Raw genomic sequence first — 23,491 nt, forward strand, 5'->3', positions numbered from 1 at the left:
AAACAAAATAACTTAATCAATTATTGTTTTTTTGTCCATAAGACCATCCGTCAAAAAGACCAATCCCAACCTTACTATAATTATATATATGAAAATATTTTTGGAAAGAAACTCTTACGGAGAATCACATAATAATTATAATTAATATCTTTGTTCCGCTAAATACTTATATAATATAACATGCATTATACATGAAAACATTTCTTTTTTCCAAGTTATCTATTATTACTCTTGCGGTCATCTCTTTTGCATCTTGTCAGAATAAAGGCCCTCATTTTACAGTAGAGGGTAAGATTGCCAATGCCGACACCACAATGTTATATCTAGAAAGACGGTCTTTGAATGAAACAACAACCATAGACTCAGTAAAGCTAGATGCAGATGGGAGTTTCAAATTTAAAGAGCCTGCATTAGGATATCCTGAATTCTATTTACTAAGAATGGATAAGCAATCCATAAACTTAGCAATAGACTCTATAGAAACAATTACTGTACATGCTAGCAAACCTACATTTGCATCGGAATATACAATAGAGGGATCTGAAGGCTCTGTGAAAATAAAAGATATTGTTTTTGCCCAAAACAAGCTTAGTCGGACTGTGTCTGATTTGAGAAAACAATTTGAAAGTAAAGAAATATCACAGGATCAATATGTCGCAGAAATTCAAAAAGCACTGAATGAATATAAAACTAAAGCTAAAGATCTAATCTTATCTGACTCTAAAAGCTTAGCCAGCTATTTTGCTTTATTTCAAAAAGTAGATGGATATTTAATATTCGATCCTTATGATAAAAATGACTTAGTAGCTTTCAGAGCTGTTGCTACCGTTTGGGATCTATACAAATCAAAATCACCTCGGGCAGAGCATTTAAAGACTTTTACGCTAACTACTTTGGCTGAGTTGAAACAAATGGCAAGTCAGGAAGAAACAATGAAGAAGCTAGAGAATACCGAAGCTACAGATCACAGTGTGTTTTATAATATAACGCTACCTGATATTAATAATAAGGACGTAAGTTTATCTTCATTAAAAGGAAAAGTTGTTATACTCGATTTTACTGCATACCAAACAGATTTTTCTCCGGCGCACAATATACTTATCAATAATGTATATAGTAAGAATAAAGGAAATGTAGAAGTATACCAAGTATCTTTTGACACGGATATACATGCATGGAAAAATGCTGCAACAAATTTACCCTGGATATGTGTAAGAGATAGTAAGCTACTCAGGTCTGAATGGCTCGCGAAATTCAATATTCAAGGCTTCCCTACTACATATTTATTAAACAAGAATGGAGAGATTGTGAAAAGAATTTTATCTACTGATAACCTAGCTTCAGAAGTTCAAAAATTATTATAAAAGTATTTCCAAATATTTGAAAATACGAAAAATATACTATATCTTTGTTTTTGATAAAATGAAAAAGGAAAAGGAGTTCTGGCCTTTAACGGCAGGAATTCTTTTTCTTTTTGTCGCTTTAAAAACAATCAAAAATTTAAAAAACAGTAGGAATTAATTTAATTTTTAATTACCATGGCTATCACTTACATGACCGCGGAAGGTTACAAAAAGTTGAAAGAAGAAATCAACACTCTTGAAACTACGGAAAGGCCTGCTATATCGAAACAAATAGCAGAAGCTAGAGACAAGGGAGACTTATCTGAAAATGCTGAATACGATGCAGCCAAAGAGGCTCAGGGGCTACTTGAAGCTAAAATAGCCCAAATGAAAAACCTATTGGCAAATGCTCGTCTGATCAATGAAGATTCAATAGGAACAGACGTTGTGCAAATATTGAACAAGGTTACAATACGCAATACGAAAAATAACCAAAAGATGACATATACGATCGTTGCAGAGAGCGAGGCTAACTTGAAAGAAAATAAGATGGCTGTAAACACTCCTATCGCGCAAGGATTGATGGGTAAGAAAGTAGGAGATATAGCCGAAATAAAAGTTCCTTCGGGAATTATGAGTTTCGAAATTATGGATATATCATTATAAACTTATGCCTAGTATTTTTAGTAGAATTGTTAAGGGTGAGATACCATCATATAAGGTGGCTGAAGATGAGAGGTTCTTTGCATTTTTGGATATAAATCCGATGGCAAAGGGACATACACTTGTCATTCCTAAGCAGGAGGTAGATTACATATTCGATCTTGACGACGATATTTTAAAAGATATGGTCATTTTTGCAAAGAAAGTTGCAAAATCTATTGAGAAAGCGATTACTTGCAAACGTGTAGGTATAATGGTTGTAGGCCTTGAAGTTCCTCATGCTCATATACACTTGATTCCTATTAATAAAGAATCAGATATGAGCCTTTCAAATCCAAGAATAAAGATTGAGCAATTTGAATTTGAAGAAATTGCAAAAAAAATCAGAGAAAACATCTAAGACTTATAACGAATATAATACGGAATTGGTGGGAGTACATACTCTCACCTTTTTTATTTTAGTTCATATAGTTTTATGGAATTTAGTAGAAAATCTATCTATATAGTAAATAGAATAATATTCACCAAAATTAGATGGATTATGAAAACTTACAAAACGATTATTTTAGTACATTCTGTTTTCCTATTATTTTCTTGTAGCAGTAACAAAACAAAAGTACAAGATTCTAAAACAGCTGAAAACACAACAATCACACCTAAGACTGAATATGAAACGAATCAATCTCCACCGCTAAGTTATGCATATATAGTTCAAGACGAAAAGCAAATATCCTTAGCTGATGTGCGAGAAAGTAAGCTGGAAATATCTGTAGCTGATGTAAGTACGACAGAGATGACAACAAGTCGTTCAATATCATCTTTAAGAATGGAATCTTCGCCATACGACAATCTGCAAGATGAGGAATATAGCCAATTTTCAGAAAACAGGTTTCGTTTAGCAAACGAAGAGCCACTCTCTACATTTTCGGTAGATGTAGATGCGGCATCATATAGCAATATGCGGCGTTTTATAAATCGGGGAAGTCTACCCAACAAAGACGCAGTGCGAATAGAAGAACTCATTAATTACTTTAGCTACAATTATACCGAACCGACAGGGAACGACCCTGTAAAAATATCTACAGAAGTAGGCAATTGTCCTTGGAATAGTCAAAATCGCTTGGTAAAAATCGGATTAAAAGCACGCAGTATGGCTGGAGAAAATCTCTCGGCTTCAAACTTTGTTTTTCTTATAGATGTTTCGGGATCGATGTATGGCGCTACACGACTTGACCTTGTAAAGTCATCATTAAAACTACTGACAAACAATCTTCGAGAGAAAGATCGTGTAGCTATAGTTGTATATGCAGGCTCTGCAGGAGAAGTTTTACCTTCGACATCGGGAGCGAACAAACAAAAAATAAAAGAAGCGCTTGACAATCTGAACGCAGGAGGTTCTACTGCAGGAGGAGCCGGTATACAATTAGCCTACAAAATAGCAAAGCAAAACTTTATAAAAGGAGGTAATAATCGTATTATTCTATGTACTGATGGAGACTTCAATGTAGGAGTTTCCAGTAATGAGGGTCTACTGGCGTTGATAGAACAAGAGCGCAAGAGTGGAGTGTTTCTTTCCATATTAGGTTATGGAATGGGCAACTACAAAGATAGCAAGATGCAAACTCTGGCACAAGCCGGAAATGGTAATCATGCATATATTGATAATCTACAAGAGGCAAATAAAGTCTTAGTCAACGAATTTGGCGCTACCATGTATACTGTCGCTAAAGATGTGAAATTGCAAATCGAATTTAATCCAACAAAAGTACAAGCATACAGGCTGATAGGATACGAAACAAGGCTGTTAAACAAAGAAGATTTTAATGACGACACAAAAGATGCCGGAGAAATGGGTGCCGGTCATACAGTTACAGCATTTTATGAAGTTATTCCAACAGGAGTAAAAAGCAATCTTATAGGGGATGTAGATCCTCTGAAGTATCAAAAAGAAACCAATGTATCTACTCAAAATATATTTGTAGCAAATAAATATCCTGATCTCTTAACCGTAAAATTGAGGTATAAACAACCAAACAGCGACCAAAGCCAGAAAATTGAAGTTCCGTTAATAGATGACAAGGGTGATAATGTGTCAGACGATTTTCGCTTTGCTTCGACTGTTGCCATGTTCGGGCAAATTATAAAAGATTCTCAATACAAAGGAGAAGGTAGCTATAGCAAAGCTATTGCATTAGCTCAAAAAGGATATGGCGAAGATAAGCAGGGGTATCGCCGAGAATTTGTAAGATTAATGCAAACAGCTCAAGGATTAGCAAAAAAATGATTTGTAATTTATTGTAAATGAAATAAGTTTAAATAAATTTGTAAGGCTTGNNCAAGCCTTACAAATTTATTTTATTAGAGCTAAACATTATAATTATGCAAAATATAGATGAATATATAGCTTTATTTCCTGAGAACATTCAGGTATTGATGAAGAAACTAAGAACAACCATCAAAAAAGCCGCACCTGATGCAATCGAGAAAATCAGTTGGCAAATGCCCACATTTCATCAGAATGGGAATCTTATACACTTTGCAGGTCATAAAAAGCACATCGGTTTATACCCGGGTGCAGAAGCTATTATTGCCTTCGAAGAAGAACTCACACAATACAAAACATCAAAAGGAGCAATACAATTGCCATTGGATAAACCTTTACCATTGAATCTAGTTACGAATATTGTGAAATTCAATATAAAAAGGAATCTGAAAAAATAATATTACTATATTTTTTCCACAAACTTCTTCTTCCGTTCTACTTCAACCAACTTAAATAGTTTATCTGAAGGTCTGATTTTCTCATTTACTTTAATAGAGAACTTTTCGCCTTTTACTGTCTCTTCTACAGGTTGAAGGTCAACTCTAATTTCGTCTACGATCTGCGTTACTGCTCCTGTAGTAGGTCCGGTAATAAGTATTTCGTCACCAACCTTCAACGATTGTGTTTCCATAAAAAATTCGGCAACACCAAGATTTGAGAAATATTTAAGCCCTTTACCTATGTATATTTTTCGTTTTGTTGCTCCTGAGCCATAGTTACTAGACCACTCTCCCAATTTCTGACCAAGATAATAACCATCCCAAAACCCTCGATTAAAGACCGTAGCAAGGCGTTCGTTCCACTTTTCAATCTTTTCTTCTGTATATGTATCCTCACAGTAGGCTTGCACCGCTTCTTTGTAACATTCAACTACAGTACGTACATATTCGGGCCCACGAGCCCGTCCTTCTATTTTAAATACACGTACTCCTGCATCCATCATTTTGTTCATAAAATGAATGGTTTTCAAATCTTTTGGAGACATGATGTATTCGTTGTCAATTTCGAGTTCGATATCCGACTCCTTATCTTTTACAATATAGCTGCGGCGGCACAGCTGATTGCATGCCCCCCTATTTGCAGATAAATCTCTTTCATGCAAGCTCAGGTAACATTTACCTGACACAGCCATACACAAAGCTCCATGAGCAAACATTTCGATACGGATAAGTTCCCCTTTAGGACCTCGTATGTTTTGCTCTACAATATCTTTATAGATAGAAGCCACCTGATCGAGATTCAGCTCGCGTGCCAATACAACAACATCAGCAAATTGCCCGTAAAATTTTAATGACTCTGTATTGGTTATATTCAATTGTGTAGATAGATGAACCTCAACACCTATACTTCGCGCATACATCATCACAGCTACATCCGAAGCAATTACGGCTGAAAGCTCAGCCTCTTTTGCAGCATTTACAATCTGGTGCATCAACGAGATATCATTGTCGTAAATAATTGTATTCACCGTCAGATAGCTCTTTAGTCCATTTTCTTTACATATAGCGGCTATCTGCTTCAAGTCATCCATTGTAAAGTTATTAGAAGACTTGGCTCGCATATTCAGCCCTTCTATTCCAAAGTAAATAGAGTTTGCCCCACCCTGTATGGCTGCAGCCAAAGAGTCGTAAGAGCCAACAGGTGCCATTATCTCAAAATCTGATATCTTCTTATTCATTTCTTTCTTTTGTATGTTTTTTTAGTGCTTCAAAAAAGCTGTGCGCAAAATTACCGTTTTTAGATGAAAAGGGCAAATAGAGATCAAGCTAAACCTTAAGCAAATAAAAAGTTAAAACAAAGAACAAAATTCTTTGAAGGATAAAAAATAATTTGTATTTTAGCGTGAATAACAAACATTTATATACGTCTTTTATAACGGTTCACTCTCGTACAACTAAAAAATCTGTATGAGTATCTATTCGAAATAAATTATTTCAATAAACAGATACTCTATTCTTTAATATTATGACACGACTTTAATCANNAGACGAAATGATATAAGTAGCTCTAAATTAATTAATAAAAAATAACACCACGTAACATTTGTTACGGAAATTATCATTTCTAAACAATATCTTTGCTTAATAACAGTGTTCATTGGTAAATAAAATGAGAAAACTTCTAAATCTAATACCACGGAATTTTGTTGTTCCACTATTTGTTATAGCGGGAATCATAGCCGGACTTGGCGGATACACGGCCTATATGTCCCGGGCACATTCTTATCTGTCTGATGATCCCGAAGCTTGTATCAATTGCCATATTATGACCCCTTATTATCAAACATGGCAACACAGCGCACACCGAGAATGGGCCAATTGCAACGATTGCCATGTACCACATGATAATGTCATTAATAAATATGCATTCAAAGCTATGGATGGACTTTACCATGCTGCAGTATTTACATTAAATGCTGAACCACAGGTTATCCGTCCTCGAGATGCCAGTAAAAAAGTAATCATGGATAACTGCATTCGCTGTCATACTCAATTGAATACAGAATTTGTGAATACCGGTATGATAAACTACACACAAGTAAAAGAAGGTGAAGGAAAAGCGTGCTGGGATTGTCATCGGGAAGTTCCTCACACCGTCGTGAGTAATCTATCTTCTTCTCCGAACGCGATTGTTCCGTTACCAAAGTCAGCAGTACCGGATTGGTTGAATAATATTATGAAAAATAAAAAATAAGATCCAATATGTTAAAGAAATTAGCAGAAGCAATCAGGCGAAAACCGATCATTGGATGGGGGATTTTTGCGGTAGTAATGGTTTTGGTGTTTATGCTTGGACTTTTAGCAGCATCTATTACAGAACGTAGAGCTGAAATCGCGACTCTGTATAATAATAAAAAGATAGAGATTACAGGAATTAATACCAATAGTGATGAATGGGGTATCAATTACCCTCGTGAATACGATACCTGGAAAAAAACAAAAGAAATGGATTTCCGCAGTAAGCATTTAGGAAATATGCCTGAAGATGTACTCGAAAGCCGTCCCGAAATGGTTGTTCTTTGGGCTGGTTATGCATTTTCCAGAGACTATTCGGCTCCACGCGGACATATGTATACGATAGAAGATGTGACGCATACACTTCGTACCGGAACACCTGATCATGAACACAAAGACATGCAACCGTCTACTTGCTGGGCTTGTAAGAGTCCTGATGTACCACGAATGATGCATGAAGTAGGAATAGAGAATTTTTACAAAGCCTCATGGAGTCAGTTTGGCAGTGAGATTGTAAATCCTGTAGGTTGTGCCGATTGTCACGATCCTAAGACGATGAATCTGACTATCACTCGTCCGGCTTTGATAGAAGCGTTTGAGCGTCAAGGCAAAGATATTACAAAAGCAACTCCTCAGGAAATGCGTTCTCTGGTATGTGCCCAATGTCATGTCGAATATTTCTTTAAGGGTGACGGTAAATATCTGACCTTCCCTTGGGATGGAGGTATGACCGTAGAATCGATGGAAGAATATTATGACAATGCAAACTATACAGACTGGGTACATCATCTGAGCAAAGCTCCAATGCTAAAAGCGCAGCATCCGGACTATGAAATTTTCCTTTTAGGACCACACGCTCAACGTGGATTGTCATGTGCCGACTGTCACATGCCATATATGTCCGAAGGTGGCATTAAGTATTCTAACCATCAGGTAATGAGTCCGCTTAAAAATGTGTCATCAACATGTCAAACATGCCATAGAGATAGTGAAGAGAATCTAAAAAATTATGTTTATCAATATCAGGATAAGGCATTAGAGATTAGAAACAGGATAGAAGTAGAACTGGCTAAAGCCCATGTAATGGCTAAAGCAGCATGGGACAATGGTGCAGATGAAGCTAAAATGAAAGAGTCTTTGAAATTGATTCGTCAGGCTCAATGGCGTTGGGACTTTGCGGTGGCATCTCATGGTGCATCCTTCCATGCTCCTGTAGAAACTCAACGAATCCTTGCTCATAGTTTAGACCGTACGCTACAGGCACAACTGGAACTGCAAAAAGTATTATTCACTCTTGGAGTTACAGACGTTAAAATGCCAGATATTTCTACAAAATCAAAAGCTCAGGAATATATCGGACTGGATATGAAAAAGCTTCGTGAAGACAAAGATAAGTGGATTAAAACAACACTTCCTACTTGGATAGAAAAAGCCAAATCAGAAGGAAAGCTGGCTATGAACTAATTTTTTCTTACCTCAAGGGCGTCTGCATTCATCTAATATAGCATTTGCAGGCGCTTTTTAAACTATAATCATTATGAGAAAGATTTTCATAATAGGGTTGCTATTACTACCTCTCACATTATTAGGACAAGAGAATAATCAAGAAGACATATTTTCCATATCGGCGCAACTACGATCACGCGGAGAATATCGCAATGGAGCCTTGTTCCCCAGAAATGAAGGTGAACACCCCGCTACTTTCATAAACAACCGTGCTCGAATCTCAATGGACTTTCAACGTTCAAATCTGGAATTAAAACTATCAGGACAGCACGTTGGAGTTTGGGGGCAAGATCCCCAAGTAGATAAGAATGGACGTTTCATGCTAAACGAAGCATGGGCTAAATTAAATTTTAAGAATGGATTCTTTGCCCAATTAGGAAGACAAGCCTTATCTTATGACGATGAACGTATATTAGGCGGGCTCGATTGGAACGTTTCGGGACGCTGTCATGATGTATTAAAGTTAGGGTATGCTGATAAAATAAACACTTTCCATTTGATCCTGGCTTTAAACCAGAACGATGAAAAAATAAAAGGAGGAAGTTTTTATGAAGCCGGAGGACAGCCTTATAAAAATATGCAAACACTTTGGTATCACTATGGAAATAAAGAGAACCCATTCGGCATCTCATTACTCGCAATGAATCTGGGTCTTCAGTACGGAAGCGAAGAAGATTCAGCCAATAAGTATATGCAAACCTTTGGGACTTATTTGACTTATATAGCAAATGGTTGGGATATCAAAGGTTCTTTTTATTATCAAACAGGAAAAAACAAGTCAAATAAAGAAGTATCAGCCTTTATGGGAAGCCTTTTTGCAGGTTTCAAAATAGACCCTAAATGGTCATTAGGTTTAGGCAGTGACTATCTGAGTGGAAACAAGCAGGATGACACAAAGCAAAAAGCATTTGATCCGTTGTATGGTACACACCATAAGTTCTATGGAACAATGGATTACTTCTATGCTTCTTCATTTGCGAATGGTCTCAATCCGGGGCTATGGGACAATCAACTTGCCATTTTCTACAAGCCCTCGAAAAAAGTCGATCTATCTTTGAATTATCATTATTTCTTGACTGCAAATGAAGTTGTTGTATCAAATGAAAAAATAGACAAAGGCTTAGGATCTGAGTTTGACTTTCAGGTAAATTGGTCTATTATGCCTGATGTAAAACTTATGGCAGGCTATTCATTTATGCTTGGAAGCAAGTCGATGGATGTAGTGAAAGGCGGATACCATAAAAGCTGGCAAGACTGGGGATGGGTATCCATAAATATAACACCTAAACTATTCTCGACAAAAAAATAACAGCTCTCTTCTATATAAACAGATGAAAAAAACAAATAATCGAAAAATGTGGCAACAGCCTTGGGGATATCCTGAAAGCATTGTTACTACGTGCGGAATTCTTTTGGTCGGATTTCTCCTTCAACTCACAATTGGTAATTTTAATTTTTATTTATTGGCATTCCCATCCAATCTCTTGGTTGGAGCTATTATACTGATTTTATGTATTCTTTCGCTTTTTGTGCGTAAAAGCCATTTCATACTATGGTTTAGTGGTATTCCCTCTTCAGTCTGTTTAATCTCAGCATTACTCATTCTTACGATCATCATGGGACTTACACCACAAACGGCAAGCAATACGCATGACGTTCCGGAAAACATATTTTCACGCCTAGGTTTCGACAGTATGACAAGTTCATGGACTTTCATACTCATTTACTTTATCACCCTATTATCACTTGGCTGTCTTATCGTTCGTCGTTTGCTTAATTTTCGCAAGAAAGACTACGCATTTTACTTGAACCATATCGGACTATGGATCACACTATTCGCAGCAGGACTGGGACATGCTGATATTGAACGTTATCTGATGCACATACGTGAAGGAGAGGTAGAGTGGAGAGTTTATGATGAAGATGAAAACGTAAAAGAATTACCTATTGCGATACAGCTCAACGATTTTGATATGGAGGAATATCCGCCCAAACTAACTATCATCGATCGTAAAAGTGGAAAACCTCTACCAGAAGACAAGCCGGACTATTATCAGATAGATACAGAAATAACTGAAGGACAACTTAATGGATGGGAGATTGAATTGAAAGAATATATCCATCAGGCAGTGCGCAACAGCGATAGTACCTATAGGGAGGTACCTATGCCCGGAGCAACTCCGGCTGCCAAAATACGAGCATTCAATGTATCTCAAGGTAAAGATACCACTGGATGGATATGCGGAGGAAATCAGGCACAACTTTATATGACCCTTTCCCTCAATGAACAGCTGTGTGTGGTAATGAGCGTTCCCGAGCCAAAACGATTTATGTCGGATATAGAAGCCTATACACCTGACGGCACAATAAAAAAAGGAACTATAGAAGTAAATAAACCAATGCGTATCGGAAGTTGGACGATCTATCAATATGGATACGATAATCAGGCCGGGCGCTTATCTTCATACAGTAGCATGGAACTTGTATACGATCCTTGGGTTATACCCGTATACATCGGATTTATTTTTATAGCTCTGGGTTCAATCGCTTTAATTTGGAATGGCAGATTGGTTAAACATAGAAGTGAGAATAAGAACAACAAAGAATAATAGTACTAAGATAAGAATATGAATTGGAATAATTTTATATGGTTTGCACTTCCTGCTGTGATACTCTGGTTTTCGGCCGGAATTATAGTGTATCGATCACAAAAGCGATTAGCTGATATATTAATGCTATGTGGTATTGCTGTATTTGCTGCATTTATAACAGGTTTTTGGATACATATCGAACGTCCGCCAATGAGAACGATGGGTGAAACTCGCTTATGGTATTCTTTCTTTCTATCTTCGGTCGGATACCTAGCTTATCGCAGATGGAAATATCCTTGGCTATTATCTTTCTCTGCATTGGTAGCATCGGTTTTTGTGTTTATCAATTTATTTAAGCCCGAAATACATTCTAAAAATTTGATGCCTGCTCTCCAGAGCGAATGGTTTGTACCTCATGTCACATCCTACATTCTTTCTTACGCTATGTTTGGAGCTGCTACTATCGGAGCTTTTGTGCAATTACGAAAAGTACATCGTAATAGCTATTCTGATGATAAGATATTCAATTTTATAGATAATATCGTTTATGTAGGATTTGGATTCCTTGTATTAGGAATGCTGATGGGTGCTGTATGGGCAAAAGAAGCATGGGGGCATTATTGGTCATGGGATCCTAAAGAAACATGGGCTTTTGTTACTTCCATGGCTTATCTCGCGTATATACATATACGGTTGTATGGTAAATATGATAAAGTTGCGCTTTGGGCGTTGCCTATCGCATTCATATTACTGATGATAACTTGGATTGGAGTAAATTACCTACCGGCCGCACAAGGTAGTGTACATGTATATTGACAATACAGAATTATATAGATAGAATAGAAAATTCTGTTCTCTATTATTATAGAGTAAGACAAAAGATATTCGGAAATCAATTATCCTAACAATTCTTTTATTTCATTATAGTTTAGTATTTTACCTTTACCTCCTTCAAATTCTATTATTCCACTGGCAGCCATTTCAGAAATAGCTCTGGATAGGGAAGGACGTTCTACACCAAAATACTCGGCAAGAGATGCGATACTTTTCCCTAATTCAAAAGATCCGTTTTTATCGTGCTGTAAAATGTAATATGCTATTTTAGCTTTAATTCCTTTTTGTGAGAATATTTTGAGCCTTTCGGACAAGAATTGTACACGATCGGCATTAAAAGCCATAAATCCTCGCAAAAAACCGGGACATTTAGCCATTTGTTTCTCCACAGAATCTTTCGTGATAAATAAGATTTCGCTATCATCAAGAGCTATCACATCCACAGGAAAACGATTATTTTCCGCAAAAATAAAAGCAGCAGCCAAAGGATAAGGAGCTGAAATTTCTTCTACTGATAGAGTAAGCCCCGAATCGGAAACTATCTCTGTTTTTACTTTCCCTTTGGATAACATATATAACTGTGAAATAACATCACCCTGATAGGCGATATATTCTCCTTTTTTATAATGCTTTATAGTATGATCTATCGTACATTTTAGTCGAGCAATCTCTTCTTGAGATTTTTCACGACACATTGTACAGAAAAAGAGTAAGTCAGAGTTCATAGTCTTGTAATTTTTTACAAAGTTACAAAAAATAATTCATAGTCGTAACAAATGTTACGATCTTAGTTTTACTACCATCGTATGTTTGCATAGGAAATAACAGGTTAGTCACAATAATCAGGAGTTAAATTTACTATATAACCAATTTATCAGAAATAAAAGAATAATCATTCTATAAAAAATAATTAACTAAAAAACTAAGGATATGAATATGTTTTGTTATCAGTGTCAGGAAACAGCTCACAATACAGGCTGTACGGTAAAAGGTGTTTGTGGAAAAACTTCGGAGGTTGCTAATCTTCAAGACTTGTTAATGTTTCTTCTCAAAGGAATCTCATACAGTACAGTAGAATTACGTAAAGCAGGTGTAGAAATACCCGCTTATACAAACCGCTTTGTAATGGAGTCATTATTTATGACAATCACCAATGCAAACTTCGACAAAGAGCGTTTCGTAATACGTGTACGTGAAGCGATAAATCTGCGAGACGAACTTTTACTCGAATTAAAAGCTAAAGGAGGCAATACTACTCCCAACCTAGATTGTGACTGCATTACTTGGACTACCGAAAGCGTAAAAGAAATGGAAGTGAAGGCTGGAAATGTAGGAATCCTTGAAACTAAAAATGAAGACATACGCTCGTTGCGTGAACTTCTTATCTATGGAATCAAAGGGATGGCAGCTTACGCTGAACATGCATCAAACCTAGGGTATGAGGATGATGACATCCATGCTTTTATGCAAGAAGCTTTAGTTGCAACAACCCAAGAATTAAGCGGAGAAGAGCTTACAGCTCTTGTGCTTAAGTGTGGTGAATATGGTGTAAAAACAATGGCTTTGCTTGATAAGGCTAATACTTCTACATACGGAAATCCTGAAATTACAAAAGTAAATATCGGGGTTCGCAATAATCCGGGTATTCTTATCTCTGGTCACGACTTACGTGATATGCAAGACCTATTGGAACAAACAGAAGGAACAGGCGTAGATGTGTACACACACAGCGAAATGCTTCCGGCGCATTACTACCCTGCATTTAAGAAATATAGCCATTTTGTAGGCAATTATGGTAGTGCTTGGTGGCGTCAGAACGAAGACTTTGAATCATTTAATGGTGTAATACTATTTACAACTAACTGCATTGTACCTCCACGATCTACTTCAACCTACGCTGATAAAGTATATACTACCGGTGCATCAGGATTTACCGGCTTCCAACATATAGAAGATAGAAAAGACGGACAGCCTAAAGATTTTTCAAAATTGATAGAGCATGCAAAACAATGCAAAGCTCCTACTGAAATAGAGTCCGGAGAAATTATCGGAGGATTTGCTCACGCACAGGTATTTGCACTTGCTGATAAGGTAGTTGACGCTGTAAAAACAGGAGCTATACGTAAGTTCTTTGTAATGGCAGGTTGTGACGGTCGTATGAAAGGACGTAACTATTATACTGAATTTGCAGAAAATCTACCTAAAGATACAGTTATCCTTACTGCCGGTTGTGCTAAGTATCGCTACAACAAATTGCCTCTAGGCGATATAGGTGGTATTCCTCGTGTTCTCGATGCCGGACAATGTAACGACAGTTACTCTCTCGCTTTGATTGCGCTGAAACTTAAAGAAGTTTTTGAACTAAATGACATTAATGAATTACCGATTGCATACAACATAGCATGGTACGAGCAAAAAGCTGTTATCGTTCTTCTTGCATTGTTATCACTCGGTGTAAAAAATATTCACTTAGGGCCAACACTTCCTGCATTTTTATCGCCTAACGTGGCAAAAGTGCTGGTTGATAATTTTGGTATTGGCTCTATTACCACACCTGACGAAGATATGAAGATGTTTCTTGCTTCATAATGTCAGCACATAATTACATAAAACATTAAAAATGGAAACAAATACATTCGCTAAAGCAACCGTATTCAATATTGCGGGGCAAATCGATTATTCCACAGGAGGAATAGTAAGCAAACAAATACTTAAAAACCGAGCAGGAAATGTTACATTATTTTCCTTCGACAAGGGACAAGGACTTAGCGAGCATACAGCACCTTTCGATGCGCTTGTACAAGTACTGGATGGTGAAGCTGAGATTCGCATAAATGGCGAACCTCACAGGGTAAAGGCAGGTGAGATTATTATAATGCCGGCCAACATAACTCATGCACTTCAAGCTGTGGAGTCTTTTAAGATGTTATTAACCATGATAAAAGAATAGGCGATGAGCGAGCTAATCAATAATTCCGAAAAAAGAAAAGAGTTACTTAAACATCTTATTCTTCAATTACATAACGGCGAAGCTCCCGAACAAGTGAAAAGCCGTCTGATAAATTTACTGCACTCGGTTCCATACAATGAGGTAGTAGAGGTAGAACAGGAATTGATAGCTGAAGGTCTTCCCGAGGAAGATATATTGCGCTTATGTGATATACATACGGCTGTACTCGACGGAAGTATAGATACCTCACCCGCCAAAGGTGTACCTGATGGACATCCTGTAGATACTTTTATCAAAGAAAACAGAGAACTGGAAAAGCGCATCGACCTGACTTATGGGATGTTCGATGTGTTGAAAAACTTGAAAGATAGTGACATTGCAGATTATACGATGGGATTGCGAAGCCTCTTTAATCAACTATCGGATGTAGATAAACACTATTTGCGCAAAGAGTATCTACTGTTTCCATTTTTGGAGAAGGCAGGAATTACAGGTCCACCGAAGGTGATGTGGGGTAAACATGATGAAACCCGGGAATTATTGAAAGCCGCTCATGAAGCTCTCAAAAGCGAACTGACAAGAGAAGAGCTGGAAACAGTTTGCTCGTTGGTTTTGCAACCTGCCATCGATGCAATAGAAGGCATGATAATGAAAGAAGAACAAATTCTATTGCCGATGTGCTTGGATACACTCACTGAAGAAAATTGGTATCAAATACATAAGGAAACTACTATATACGGTTTTTGCCTTTATGATCCAAGCGTAGAGTGGAAACCCGAACTTGTAAAGCAAGAAGAAGTCATCTTTATGCCGGGTAATGCAATCAAGCTATCTTCAGGCAGCTTCGATATGAAGGAGCTAGAAGCTCTTTTTGTAACTCTTCCGGTAGATATCACTTTTGTTGATAAAGATGATAAAGTAAAGTTCTTTTCTCATAGTCCTAATCGTGTATTTGAGCGAAATCGTTCTATTATCGGGCGTGATGTACGTATGTGCCATCCTCCACATAGTGTTCATATCGTAGAACAAATCATTGAAGACTTCAAAACCGGCAAAGAAAATAAAGCTGCATTTTGGATATCTAACTTCAAAGGACGCTTTGTGCATATAGATTATACCGCTCTCAGGGGACAGGATGGTGAATATTTAGGCGTGATAGAAATTACTCAGGATATAACCGACTTGCGAAAACTGGAAGGTGATCAGAGGTTACTTTCTTATTCAAAATAAAGAGTCATGGATATTAATCTACATATAAAGGTTTCAGATTTGCTGGATGAATATCCTCAATTAGAGAATACGCTATTGGAGCTTTCTCCTGCATTCTCTAAACTGCGGAATCCTATTTTGCGCCGTACTGTGGCAAAGGTTACAACATTGCAGCAAGCTGCAAAAGTTGCAGGCATCTCCCCTATTCTACTTCTTGAAACACTGCGCCAAGCCGCCANNAATGAACAAAAAGATAAGCCGGAATGGTTTGATGAAACGAATATCACGATTAGGTTTGATGCTCGTCCTATTATAGAGTCGGGAGAAAACCCAATGCAAGAGATTATCCGGTTATCAAAGGAATTGCAAAACAATCAGATTATGGAATTAACTGCACCATTCAAACCCGTGCCAATCATGGATTTGCTAAAATCAAAAGGATTTGAAGTTTGGTATAATAACGGTAAAGCTTATTTCATGCAAAAAAATCATTGAGCCTTGTAAGATTATAAAAATTAAACATTTAACCAAATTGACAAGGGGTGCATACTAAATGCATCCCTTTCTCATAAGGGAGCCACAATCCTTATAGCTGTGTAAGGAATCTTTTTTTCATTACAAGGCACTTCTTCAACAATAAGAACTTTGCCAGTAATCTTTTGAAGAAAATAATACAGCCAATAGCTTAAATTTGTATTTTTGCATATAGTTGATTTACCTACTTTCGAAATAATGATTCCTTTTCTATACAATGTAGCTCAAGCATACTATAAGGCCGATGGACAAAACATTAGTCGCTATACTTTTGTTTTTCCGAACCGTAGAGCCGGAGTCTTTTTCCAACATTACTTATCTCAGATAGCGGATAAGCCTATTTTTTCGCCCCAAATACTAACAATAGCAGACTTGTTCGAACAACTAAGTCCATATAAAAAAGCAGATCGCATTGAGATGCTCTTTATGTTGTTTAGTATATACAAACAGGTAGGTAAGACCAACGAAACATTCGATGAATTTCTATATTGGGGAGAAATGCTGCTCAATGATTTTGACGACATCGATAAGTATTTGGTTGATGCACAGCAGCTGTTCAGAAATATAAAAGATTTAAAAGATATCGATGCCGGATTCTCATACTTATCCGAAACACAGATAGAAGTTATACGACGTTTCTGGTCAAATTTTTTGCCTGTAGGAGAAAATGACAAAAAGAAAGACTTCCTTGAAATGTGGGAAGTTCTCTTTCAGCTATACTCTTCTCTAAGAAACCAACTTGCAGAAAAAAATCAAGCCTATGAAGGAATGATTTTTAGAGATGTAATAGATTCTTTTTCGAAGAATCCGGATTATGAACTTCCATACGAAAAAATAATATTTATAGGGCTAAACGGACATAGCAAATCGGAAGAGAAACTGCTTAGTTACCTTCATAAAAAAGGCATTGCCGATTTTTATTGGGATTACTCATCTCCTTTGGTACGCGATCCTCAAAACAAAGCATCTTTTTTTATGGATAAAAATAAGGTGCAATTTCCATCTCAGCTCGCGTTACAACCCGAGGAATTAAGCCTTGACCACCCTACTGTGGAAGCTATTGGTATTCCGTCGTCCATAGGACAAGCAAAATATGTGCATACAATCATCAAGTCTTTGTTGGCAGAAAATCAGATAGTGTCATCTGATCAAGCTATGAATACAGCATTGGTGCTACCTGATGAAAATCTTTTATTGCCAACGCTTTACTCCATCCCCCCAGAGATAGACAAGATAAACATTACAATGGGGTATAGCCTGAACAATAGTTCTGTTTCAGGACTGATGGAACACATTTTTGAATTGCAAAAGAATGTAAGGAGATCCGAAAACAGCGCAGGCTTTTATTACAAACCGGTACTGGCTATTCTTAATCACCGATATATAACAAATATAGCCGGACAGGAAGCTAAACAACTAAGACAAAGTATACTTCAATACAATAAAATTATAATATCGGTCAAAGAATTGGAGATTCATCCATTATTTAGTCTGATATTCAAAACAATAGATAATTGGTACGATGCACCTGAGTATTTAAAAGACATATTATCAACACTACGGAGATCTTTATATAATCAAAAAGAAATAGAGAACGAAGAAGAGCAAATAAGTGCCCGTTCGGTAGACATTGAGGGTGAATTTATTGTGGAATACTACAAGACGATCAATAAAATGAACGATGCTTTGCAAAATGTTTCCTTTGAAATTAAAATTGAAACATATTTCAAACTATTGAAAAAGTTGATAGTAAACATCAGTGTGCCATTCACGGGAGAGCCTTTATCTGGATTACAAATTATGGGAGTGCTAGAAACTCGTGCTTTAGACTTCGATAACCTTATTATCTTATCGATGAATGAAGGCATTTTCCCTCTCAAACGCGCTACAAGTTCTTTTATACCATACAATCTTCGAAAAGGTTTTGATTTGCCGACTTACGAGCATCAGGATAGTATTTTTGCTTATCACTTTTATCGTTTGATAAACCGAGCTAAACGAATCTATCTTTTGTATGATACTCGTACTGAAGGATTACAATCAGGTGAAGTAAGCCGTTATTTTAAACAGATAAAACATTTATACGCCGATTCGTTCGATATAAGGGAAAAGCTCACTGTTTATAAAGTTTCTTCTACCGAGAGTCTTCCCATTTCAGTATCTAAAACTCCTGAGATACAGGAAAAGATGAATGTGTTTTTGCAAGGAGGAGACAAACAACTATCTGCCAGTGCTATCAATATGTATCTCAATTGTCCTCTACAGTTTTATTTCTCTGTAGTAGAAAACATGGCAGAAGAGGATGAGATAGTGGAAACAATAGAGGCCAGTATGTTTGGAACAATTTTTCACTCAATAATGGAATGGTTGTACGAGCCATTTAAGGGAAAGATGATTACTGCGGACTTGTTACACAAGATCAGAAAGGATGAAAAGCTGCTGACTGAAAATATAGAACGATCTTTTGCCGAAAACTACTTTAAGACAGAAAAAATAAAAAAATTGACAGGACAGAATTATCTGACCGGAGAAGTGCTGCGGAAATATATCAAACAGGTTCTAGTTACTGATGCAGGACTGACACCTTTTATCTATGTAGACTCAGAAGAAAGAATAAAAATGGAATATACTCTACCATCAGGAAAAGTTGTATCGTTAAAAGGATTTATCGACCGTGTAGATGAAGTTAAAGGTCGTACCCGTATTATAGATTACAAGACAGGAAAAGGAGTATTACGATATAAAGAAATGAAAGATCTTTTTGATAAGGAACTTAAAGATCGTCCTAAAGCTGTAATGCAGGTATTTATGTATTCACACCTTTATATGCAAAAGTATCCGAATAAAATAATAGAACCGGGCATATACTATCTTCGAAATTTATTCGACTCTAAATTTGAGCCGGGAGTAATCAATAAATCGGGACGCAACGATGACAATATAACAGACTTCTCAATGTATAGAGAAGAATTCAAAGAGTACTTCGATACGTGCCTCGATGAAATATTCGACCCTGAGACATCATTTACGCAAACCCCTACCGGAGAAGCTTGTAAGTGGTGTATATTCACAAATATCTGTAAGAAATAGGAAGTCCGCAAATTATCATTAACAGCTTCTATGATTGAATAGCGAGAGACGGAAAATTTATATTCTTCTCTCTCTTTTTATTTTTCACATGCGGATATTGGCTCTTTCACATTAAATGTTTTACCTTTGCAGTCCATTTCTAAGTAGTAAATTGTATGGATTGGTTTATGAAAACCATAATAGAATCACCATCGGTTCTATCAATTATAATTATATCTATAGTTTCTGCTGTTGGACTACAACTAGGAAAACTAAAACTCCTCAATATCTCTCTTGGTATTACATTTGTCTTCTTTGTTGGTATAGTTATTGGTCACTTGAATTTCGACCTGAACAAAGACATGCTCAACTTTGCTCAAAATTTTGGACTTATCCTTTTTGTATATGCATTGGGATTGCAAGTAGGTCCGGGATTCTTTTCATCTTTAAGGGCTGGAGGTTTGAGAATGAACATGCTTGCCTTGGGAGTTGTATTTCTAGGACTAATCCTCACCGTTATATTTAGCTATGCGAGCGACATATCCCTTCCTAATATGGTAGGAATATTATGCGGTGCTACGACAAATACACCGGCTCTTGGTGCGGCTCAGCAGGCATTACAACAAATTAGCGGAAATCAAAGGGTAATAGCCGACATGGCTTTGGCTACAGCCATTGCCTATCCATTAGGGGTAGTGGGAGTTATTCTGGCGATCATATTTCTTAGAAAGTGCTTTGTGCCAAACGATGAATTTGCAAAGCTATCAGAAAAGAAAGAGAATGAAATGCATGTCGGTGAATTTCATATAACCAATCCGGCTATAGAAGGGAAATCGATAGTTGATATAATGAAATTAACTGCTAAACATTTCGTTATTTCGCGTATCTGGCACGATGGTATAGTTACGATTCCTACTTCTGCGAGTATCCTCAGGCATAACGACCACCTGCTTATCATATCCAAAAAGAGCGATGTAGAGCATATCAAAGTTCTGTTTGGAGAACAAGAAAACGTCGACTGGAATAAAGAAGATATAGACTGGAACCACATAGACAATAGTCAATTAGTATCACGAAGAATCATTATCACTAATAGCAAAATAAACGGTGAAAAACTCGGAAGCCTAAAACTGCGCAATAATTATGGAATAAACATAACACGTATTAACCGTGCAGGTATTGATCTACTGGCTTCTTCGGATCTTATGCTACAAATTGGAGATAAACTTACTGTAGTAGGAGAAAAAGCATCGATAGACAATGTTGCTAAAATACTTGGTGATGAGGAGAAGCGATTGAATACACCAAATCTGATCGCAATATTTCTTGGAATCGCTCTAGGCCTTATACTTGGAGCCTTACCTATACCTTTTCCGGGGATGGATTTTCCGATCAGGTTAGGGATTGCCGGCGGTCCTATTATTGTAGGAATCTTGATGGGTTCATTTGGTCCTCGATTTCATATTACTACTTATACAACACAAAGTGCCAATTTATTAATGCGGCAATTTGGATTGACTGTATATCTGGCTTGCCTGGGTATTGGAGCAGGAGAGCATTTCTTCGAAACAGTATTCCAAACCGAAGGACTGATATGGATTGGATTTGGATTTATACTTACCGTTGTACCGGTACTTATTGTTGCATTGATAGCGATGAAAGTATATAAGATCGACTTTGCCCGGAATGTAGGAATGCTTTGTGGCAGTATGGCTAATCCGATGGCTTTAAGCTATGTCAATTCGACTATCGACGGTGATGAACCTGCCGTTGCTTATGCTACAGTGTATCCGGTATCCATGTTTGCTCGGATCGTTTTCACACAATTGCTGCTGATGTTGTTTTTCTGAGATAATTATAAGTAACATCATAGATCTTAACACTTTTGTACTATCATAACTTTTTGTATACTTTTGTCTTTCTAAAAACACTTGTACTTGATCAACTTTACTTTTATGAAAAAAATATTATCCATTTCTTTAGTCTTAGCATTCTTAATTTTTAGCTTCACGGACTGTAAAGAAAAGGAAACTACAAAGCTTAGCGAATCAACAAATAAACAGGTAGCTAAGTCTAAATTTGCAAGACTATATCCCGACTATAACCCTCAGCAGATAAAAGAGACTATACATGAGCTTATTTTCAAAGACTCCCTATTATTGCCATTTTATTCAGAAAATGAATATCATCCTGTTTGGTCACATGACACATTGGATGTAGATAGATTAAAAGACTTTATCTCTATTCTGAATGAGAGTAATATACATGGACTATCTCCTGAGTATTTCTCTGCGAACACAATAGAAGCTGTTACAGACTCTATAGACGCAGGTCTGTATAACCTTGACGACCTGTATAAAAAGATGGTTGATCTGGAACTGACTTCTACTCTGACTGCTGTAAAATACATCAAAGGGATGAAATACGGTTTTGTCAACCCTAAAAAGTTGTACAAAAAAGATTATGATATATCAGTATTAACCGCCGACTCTGCTTTCTATCAAGAGATATATAAGGGGTTGAAAGAAGATCCGATCTCTAGTATCATTAATTCGGTTCCCACAGATCCGATCTATCTGAGACTTCAAAAAGAATACCAAAATCTGAAAGATAACAAAGAGCAAGGATTTAAAAAGATAACAAGTACAGAAACCTATAAGCTGGGAGATAAGAATAAACATATATCTGAAATCGCCAAAAGATTAGCCTTAACAGGAGAATATGTTATGAAAGAAGGTGACTCTATCAGAGATGATTCTTCAGATATGATCTTGGATAAAAATCTGCTCGAAGCAATAAATGTATTTCGTAAAAAGAACTCCTACCCGGAAGAAAAAGAAGTTGGCAAGCTGACTATAGATGCACTAAACAGGCCACTGGATTACTATTTGGATAAGCTACAAGCTAATATGGAACGTTATCGTTGGAAAATGACAAAAGCAAAGCATAACAAGCATATCGAAGTAAATGTTGCATCGGCATATCTTACAGCCATGGAGCAAGACAGCCTTCCTCTGATCATGAAGGTTTGTGTTGGTACTGCTACTAATAAAACACCTTTATTACAAAGTGATATCAGCTACTTAAATCTGAATCCGATATGGAATATTCCAACAAGTATAGCACAGAAAGAAGTAGCAGTATTACAAAAAAAAGATCCTACATACATTAAGCGTCACAACATGAAACTGTATAGGAACGGCAAAGAAGTAGATATTACGACTATCAACTGGAAAGAAGTTGACCCTTCTAAGTTTTCATATACGATTCGTCAAAGTCCCGGAGAAAGTAATGCTCTCGGCTTAGTAAAATTCATGTTCAACAATGCATTTTCGGTATATCTACACGACACTCCATCTAAAGCGGCATTCGGAAGAAAAAACAGAGCCGTAAGCCATGGATGTGTCAGAGTACAAAAACCTTTCGATCTGGCTTTCTTTTGTATGTCGACAACATCAGACGACATATATAAAGATCGATTATTTTATAGTATAGATAAACAACCTATGTCAAAGGCAGGAAAGAAGCTGATACAAGAAAACAAATTAAAAAAGCTACCGGATATTCTTAATCCTAAAGACAAGATTTCTTTATTCATCGATTATTACACAGTCTATATGTATCCTGACGACGATATGCTATACTATGCTGATGATGTGTATGAATATGATAGTGCAATACTTAATGCACTAAAGCCGCAACATAGTAAAGTAAAGAAAGAGCAAAAGAATTAA

The 23,491-nt window shown here is 36.8% G+C and carries 19 protein-coding genes; 17 read left to right on the plus strand and 2 right to left on the minus strand.

Features of this window, described 5'->3' with window-relative positions:
• Window positions 1-191 precede the first annotated feature (191 nt).
• The 5 genes from B3P17_RS03975 to B3P17_RS03995 all read left to right on the plus strand — a co-directional run bounded on the left by B3P17_RS03975 (window position 192) and on the right by B3P17_RS03995 (window position 4,727).
• On the plus strand, window positions 192-1,364 hold the full coding sequence (locus B3P17_RS03975) for a TlpA disulfide reductase family protein (protein WP_252638840.1): 1,173 nt from the start codon (window positions 192-194) through the stop codon (window positions 1,362-1,364).
• Between the two features lie 174 nt (window positions 1,365-1,538).
• Complete coding sequence (greA, locus tag B3P17_RS03980; protein WP_135104445.1) at window positions 1,539-2,009, plus strand: transcription elongation factor GreA; 471 nt, start codon at window positions 1,539-1,541, stop codon at window positions 2,007-2,009.
• 4 nt (window positions 2,010-2,013) lie between these two features.
• Window positions 2,014-2,406 (plus strand): HIT family protein, encoded by a 393-nt coding sequence (locus tag B3P17_RS03985; protein WP_252638839.1) that lies wholly within the window; start codon window positions 2,014-2,016, stop codon window positions 2,404-2,406.
• Window positions 2,407-2,547: 141 nt separating this feature from the next.
• On the plus strand, window positions 2,548-4,290 hold the full coding sequence (locus B3P17_RS03990) for a vWA domain-containing protein (protein WP_291103601.1): 1,743 nt from the start codon (window positions 2,548-2,550) through the stop codon (window positions 4,288-4,290).
• Window positions 4,291-4,385: 95 nt separating this feature from the next.
• Window positions 4,386-4,727, plus strand: coding sequence for an iron chaperone (locus tag B3P17_RS03995; RefSeq protein ID WP_252638837.1), 342 nt, complete (start codon window positions 4,386-4,388; stop codon window positions 4,725-4,727).
• 5 nt (window positions 4,728-4,732) lie between these two features.
• On the opposite strand, the gene B3P17_RS04000 is transcribed toward B3P17_RS03995, so the two are convergent.
• Window positions 4,733-6,007, minus strand: a complete 1,275-nt coding sequence (locus tag B3P17_RS04000; RefSeq protein ID WP_252638835.1) for a peptidase U32 family protein — start codon at window positions 6,005-6,007, stop codon at window positions 4,733-4,735.
• Between the two features lie 431 nt (window positions 6,008-6,438).
• Here B3P17_RS04000 and nrfH point away from each other — a divergent pair, with 431 nt between their 5' ends.
• The 5 genes from nrfH (at window position 6,439) to ccsA (ending at window position 11,977) form a co-directional block, all read left to right on the plus strand.
• Entirely contained in the window at window positions 6,439-7,023 is a 585-nt protein-coding gene (gene nrfH, locus B3P17_RS04005) for a cytochrome c nitrite reductase small subunit (protein ID WP_135104441.1), read from the plus strand.
• A gap of 8 nt (window positions 7,024-7,031) precedes the next feature.
• A complete protein-coding gene (nrfA, locus tag B3P17_RS04010; RefSeq protein WP_252638833.1) occupies window positions 7,032-8,528 on the plus strand; it encodes an ammonia-forming cytochrome c nitrite reductase in 1,497 nt (498 codons plus the stop codon).
• Between the two features lie 73 nt (window positions 8,529-8,601).
• A complete protein-coding gene (locus B3P17_RS04015) occupies window positions 8,602-9,879 on the plus strand; it encodes an alginate export family protein (RefSeq protein ID WP_291103611.1) in 1,278 nt (425 codons plus the stop codon).
• 22 nt (window positions 9,880-9,901) lie between these two features.
• Window positions 9,902-11,179 carry a cytochrome c biogenesis protein ResB gene (locus tag B3P17_RS04020; protein WP_291103614.1) on the plus strand — a complete coding sequence of 426 codons (1,278 nt, stop codon included), beginning with the start codon at window positions 9,902-9,904 and terminating at the stop codon, window positions 11,177-11,179.
• A gap of 18 nt (window positions 11,180-11,197) precedes the next feature.
• Window positions 11,198-11,977 carry a cytochrome c biogenesis protein CcsA gene (gene ccsA, locus B3P17_RS04025; RefSeq protein WP_252638827.1) on the plus strand — a complete coding sequence of 260 codons (780 nt, stop codon included), beginning with the start codon at window positions 11,198-11,200 and terminating at the stop codon, window positions 11,975-11,977.
• Between the two features lie 80 nt (window positions 11,978-12,057).
• On the opposite strand, the gene B3P17_RS04030 is transcribed toward ccsA, so the two are convergent.
• On the minus strand, window positions 12,058-12,720 hold the full coding sequence (locus B3P17_RS04030) for a Crp/Fnr family transcriptional regulator (RefSeq protein WP_252638821.1): 663 nt from the start codon (window positions 12,718-12,720) through the stop codon (window positions 12,058-12,060).
• A 211-nt stretch (window positions 12,721-12,931) separates the two neighbouring features.
• On the opposite strand from B3P17_RS04030, the gene hcp reads away from it, so the two are divergent.
• The 7 genes from hcp (at window position 12,932) to B3P17_RS04065 (ending at window position 23,491) form a co-directional block, all read left to right on the plus strand.
• Window positions 12,932-14,584, plus strand: a complete 1,653-nt coding sequence (gene hcp, locus B3P17_RS04035) for a hydroxylamine reductase (RefSeq protein ID WP_291104013.1) — start codon at window positions 12,932-12,934, stop codon at window positions 14,582-14,584.
• Between the two features lie 31 nt (window positions 14,585-14,615).
• Window positions 14,616-14,945 carry a cupin domain-containing protein gene (locus B3P17_RS04040; RefSeq protein ID WP_006843444.1) on the plus strand — a complete coding sequence of 110 codons (330 nt, stop codon included), beginning with the start codon at window positions 14,616-14,618 and terminating at the stop codon, window positions 14,943-14,945.
• A gap of 3 nt (window positions 14,946-14,948) precedes the next feature.
• The gene (locus B3P17_RS04045) at window positions 14,949-16,175 is read left to right on the plus strand and encodes a DUF438 domain-containing protein (protein ID WP_291103621.1); all 1,227 of its coding nucleotides are present in this window, start codon (window positions 14,949-14,951) and stop codon (window positions 16,173-16,175) included.
• 6 nt (window positions 16,176-16,181) lie between these two features.
• Complete coding sequence (locus B3P17_RS04050) at window positions 16,182-16,649, plus strand: DUF1858 domain-containing protein (protein ID WP_291103624.1); 468 nt, start codon at window positions 16,182-16,184, stop codon at window positions 16,647-16,649.
• A 237-nt stretch (window positions 16,650-16,886) separates the two neighbouring features.
• Complete coding sequence (locus tag B3P17_RS04055) at window positions 16,887-19,778, plus strand: PD-(D/E)XK nuclease family protein (protein WP_291104015.1); 2,892 nt, start codon at window positions 16,887-16,889, stop codon at window positions 19,776-19,778.
• Window positions 19,779-19,933: 155 nt separating this feature from the next.
• Window positions 19,934-21,607 carry a putative transporter gene (locus B3P17_RS04060; RefSeq protein WP_291103627.1) on the plus strand — a complete coding sequence of 558 codons (1,674 nt, stop codon included), beginning with the start codon at window positions 19,934-19,936 and terminating at the stop codon, window positions 21,605-21,607.
• Window positions 21,608-21,712: 105 nt separating this feature from the next.
• Window positions 21,713-23,491, plus strand: a complete 1,779-nt coding sequence (locus B3P17_RS04065) for a L,D-transpeptidase family protein (protein ID WP_252638814.1) — start codon at window positions 21,713-21,715, stop codon at window positions 23,489-23,491.

Origin of the sequence: Dysgonomonas sp. UBA7630, assembly GCF_002483985.1 — a bacterium.
Lineage (GTDB): Bacteria > Bacteroidota > Bacteroidia > Bacteroidales > Dysgonomonadaceae > Dysgonomonas.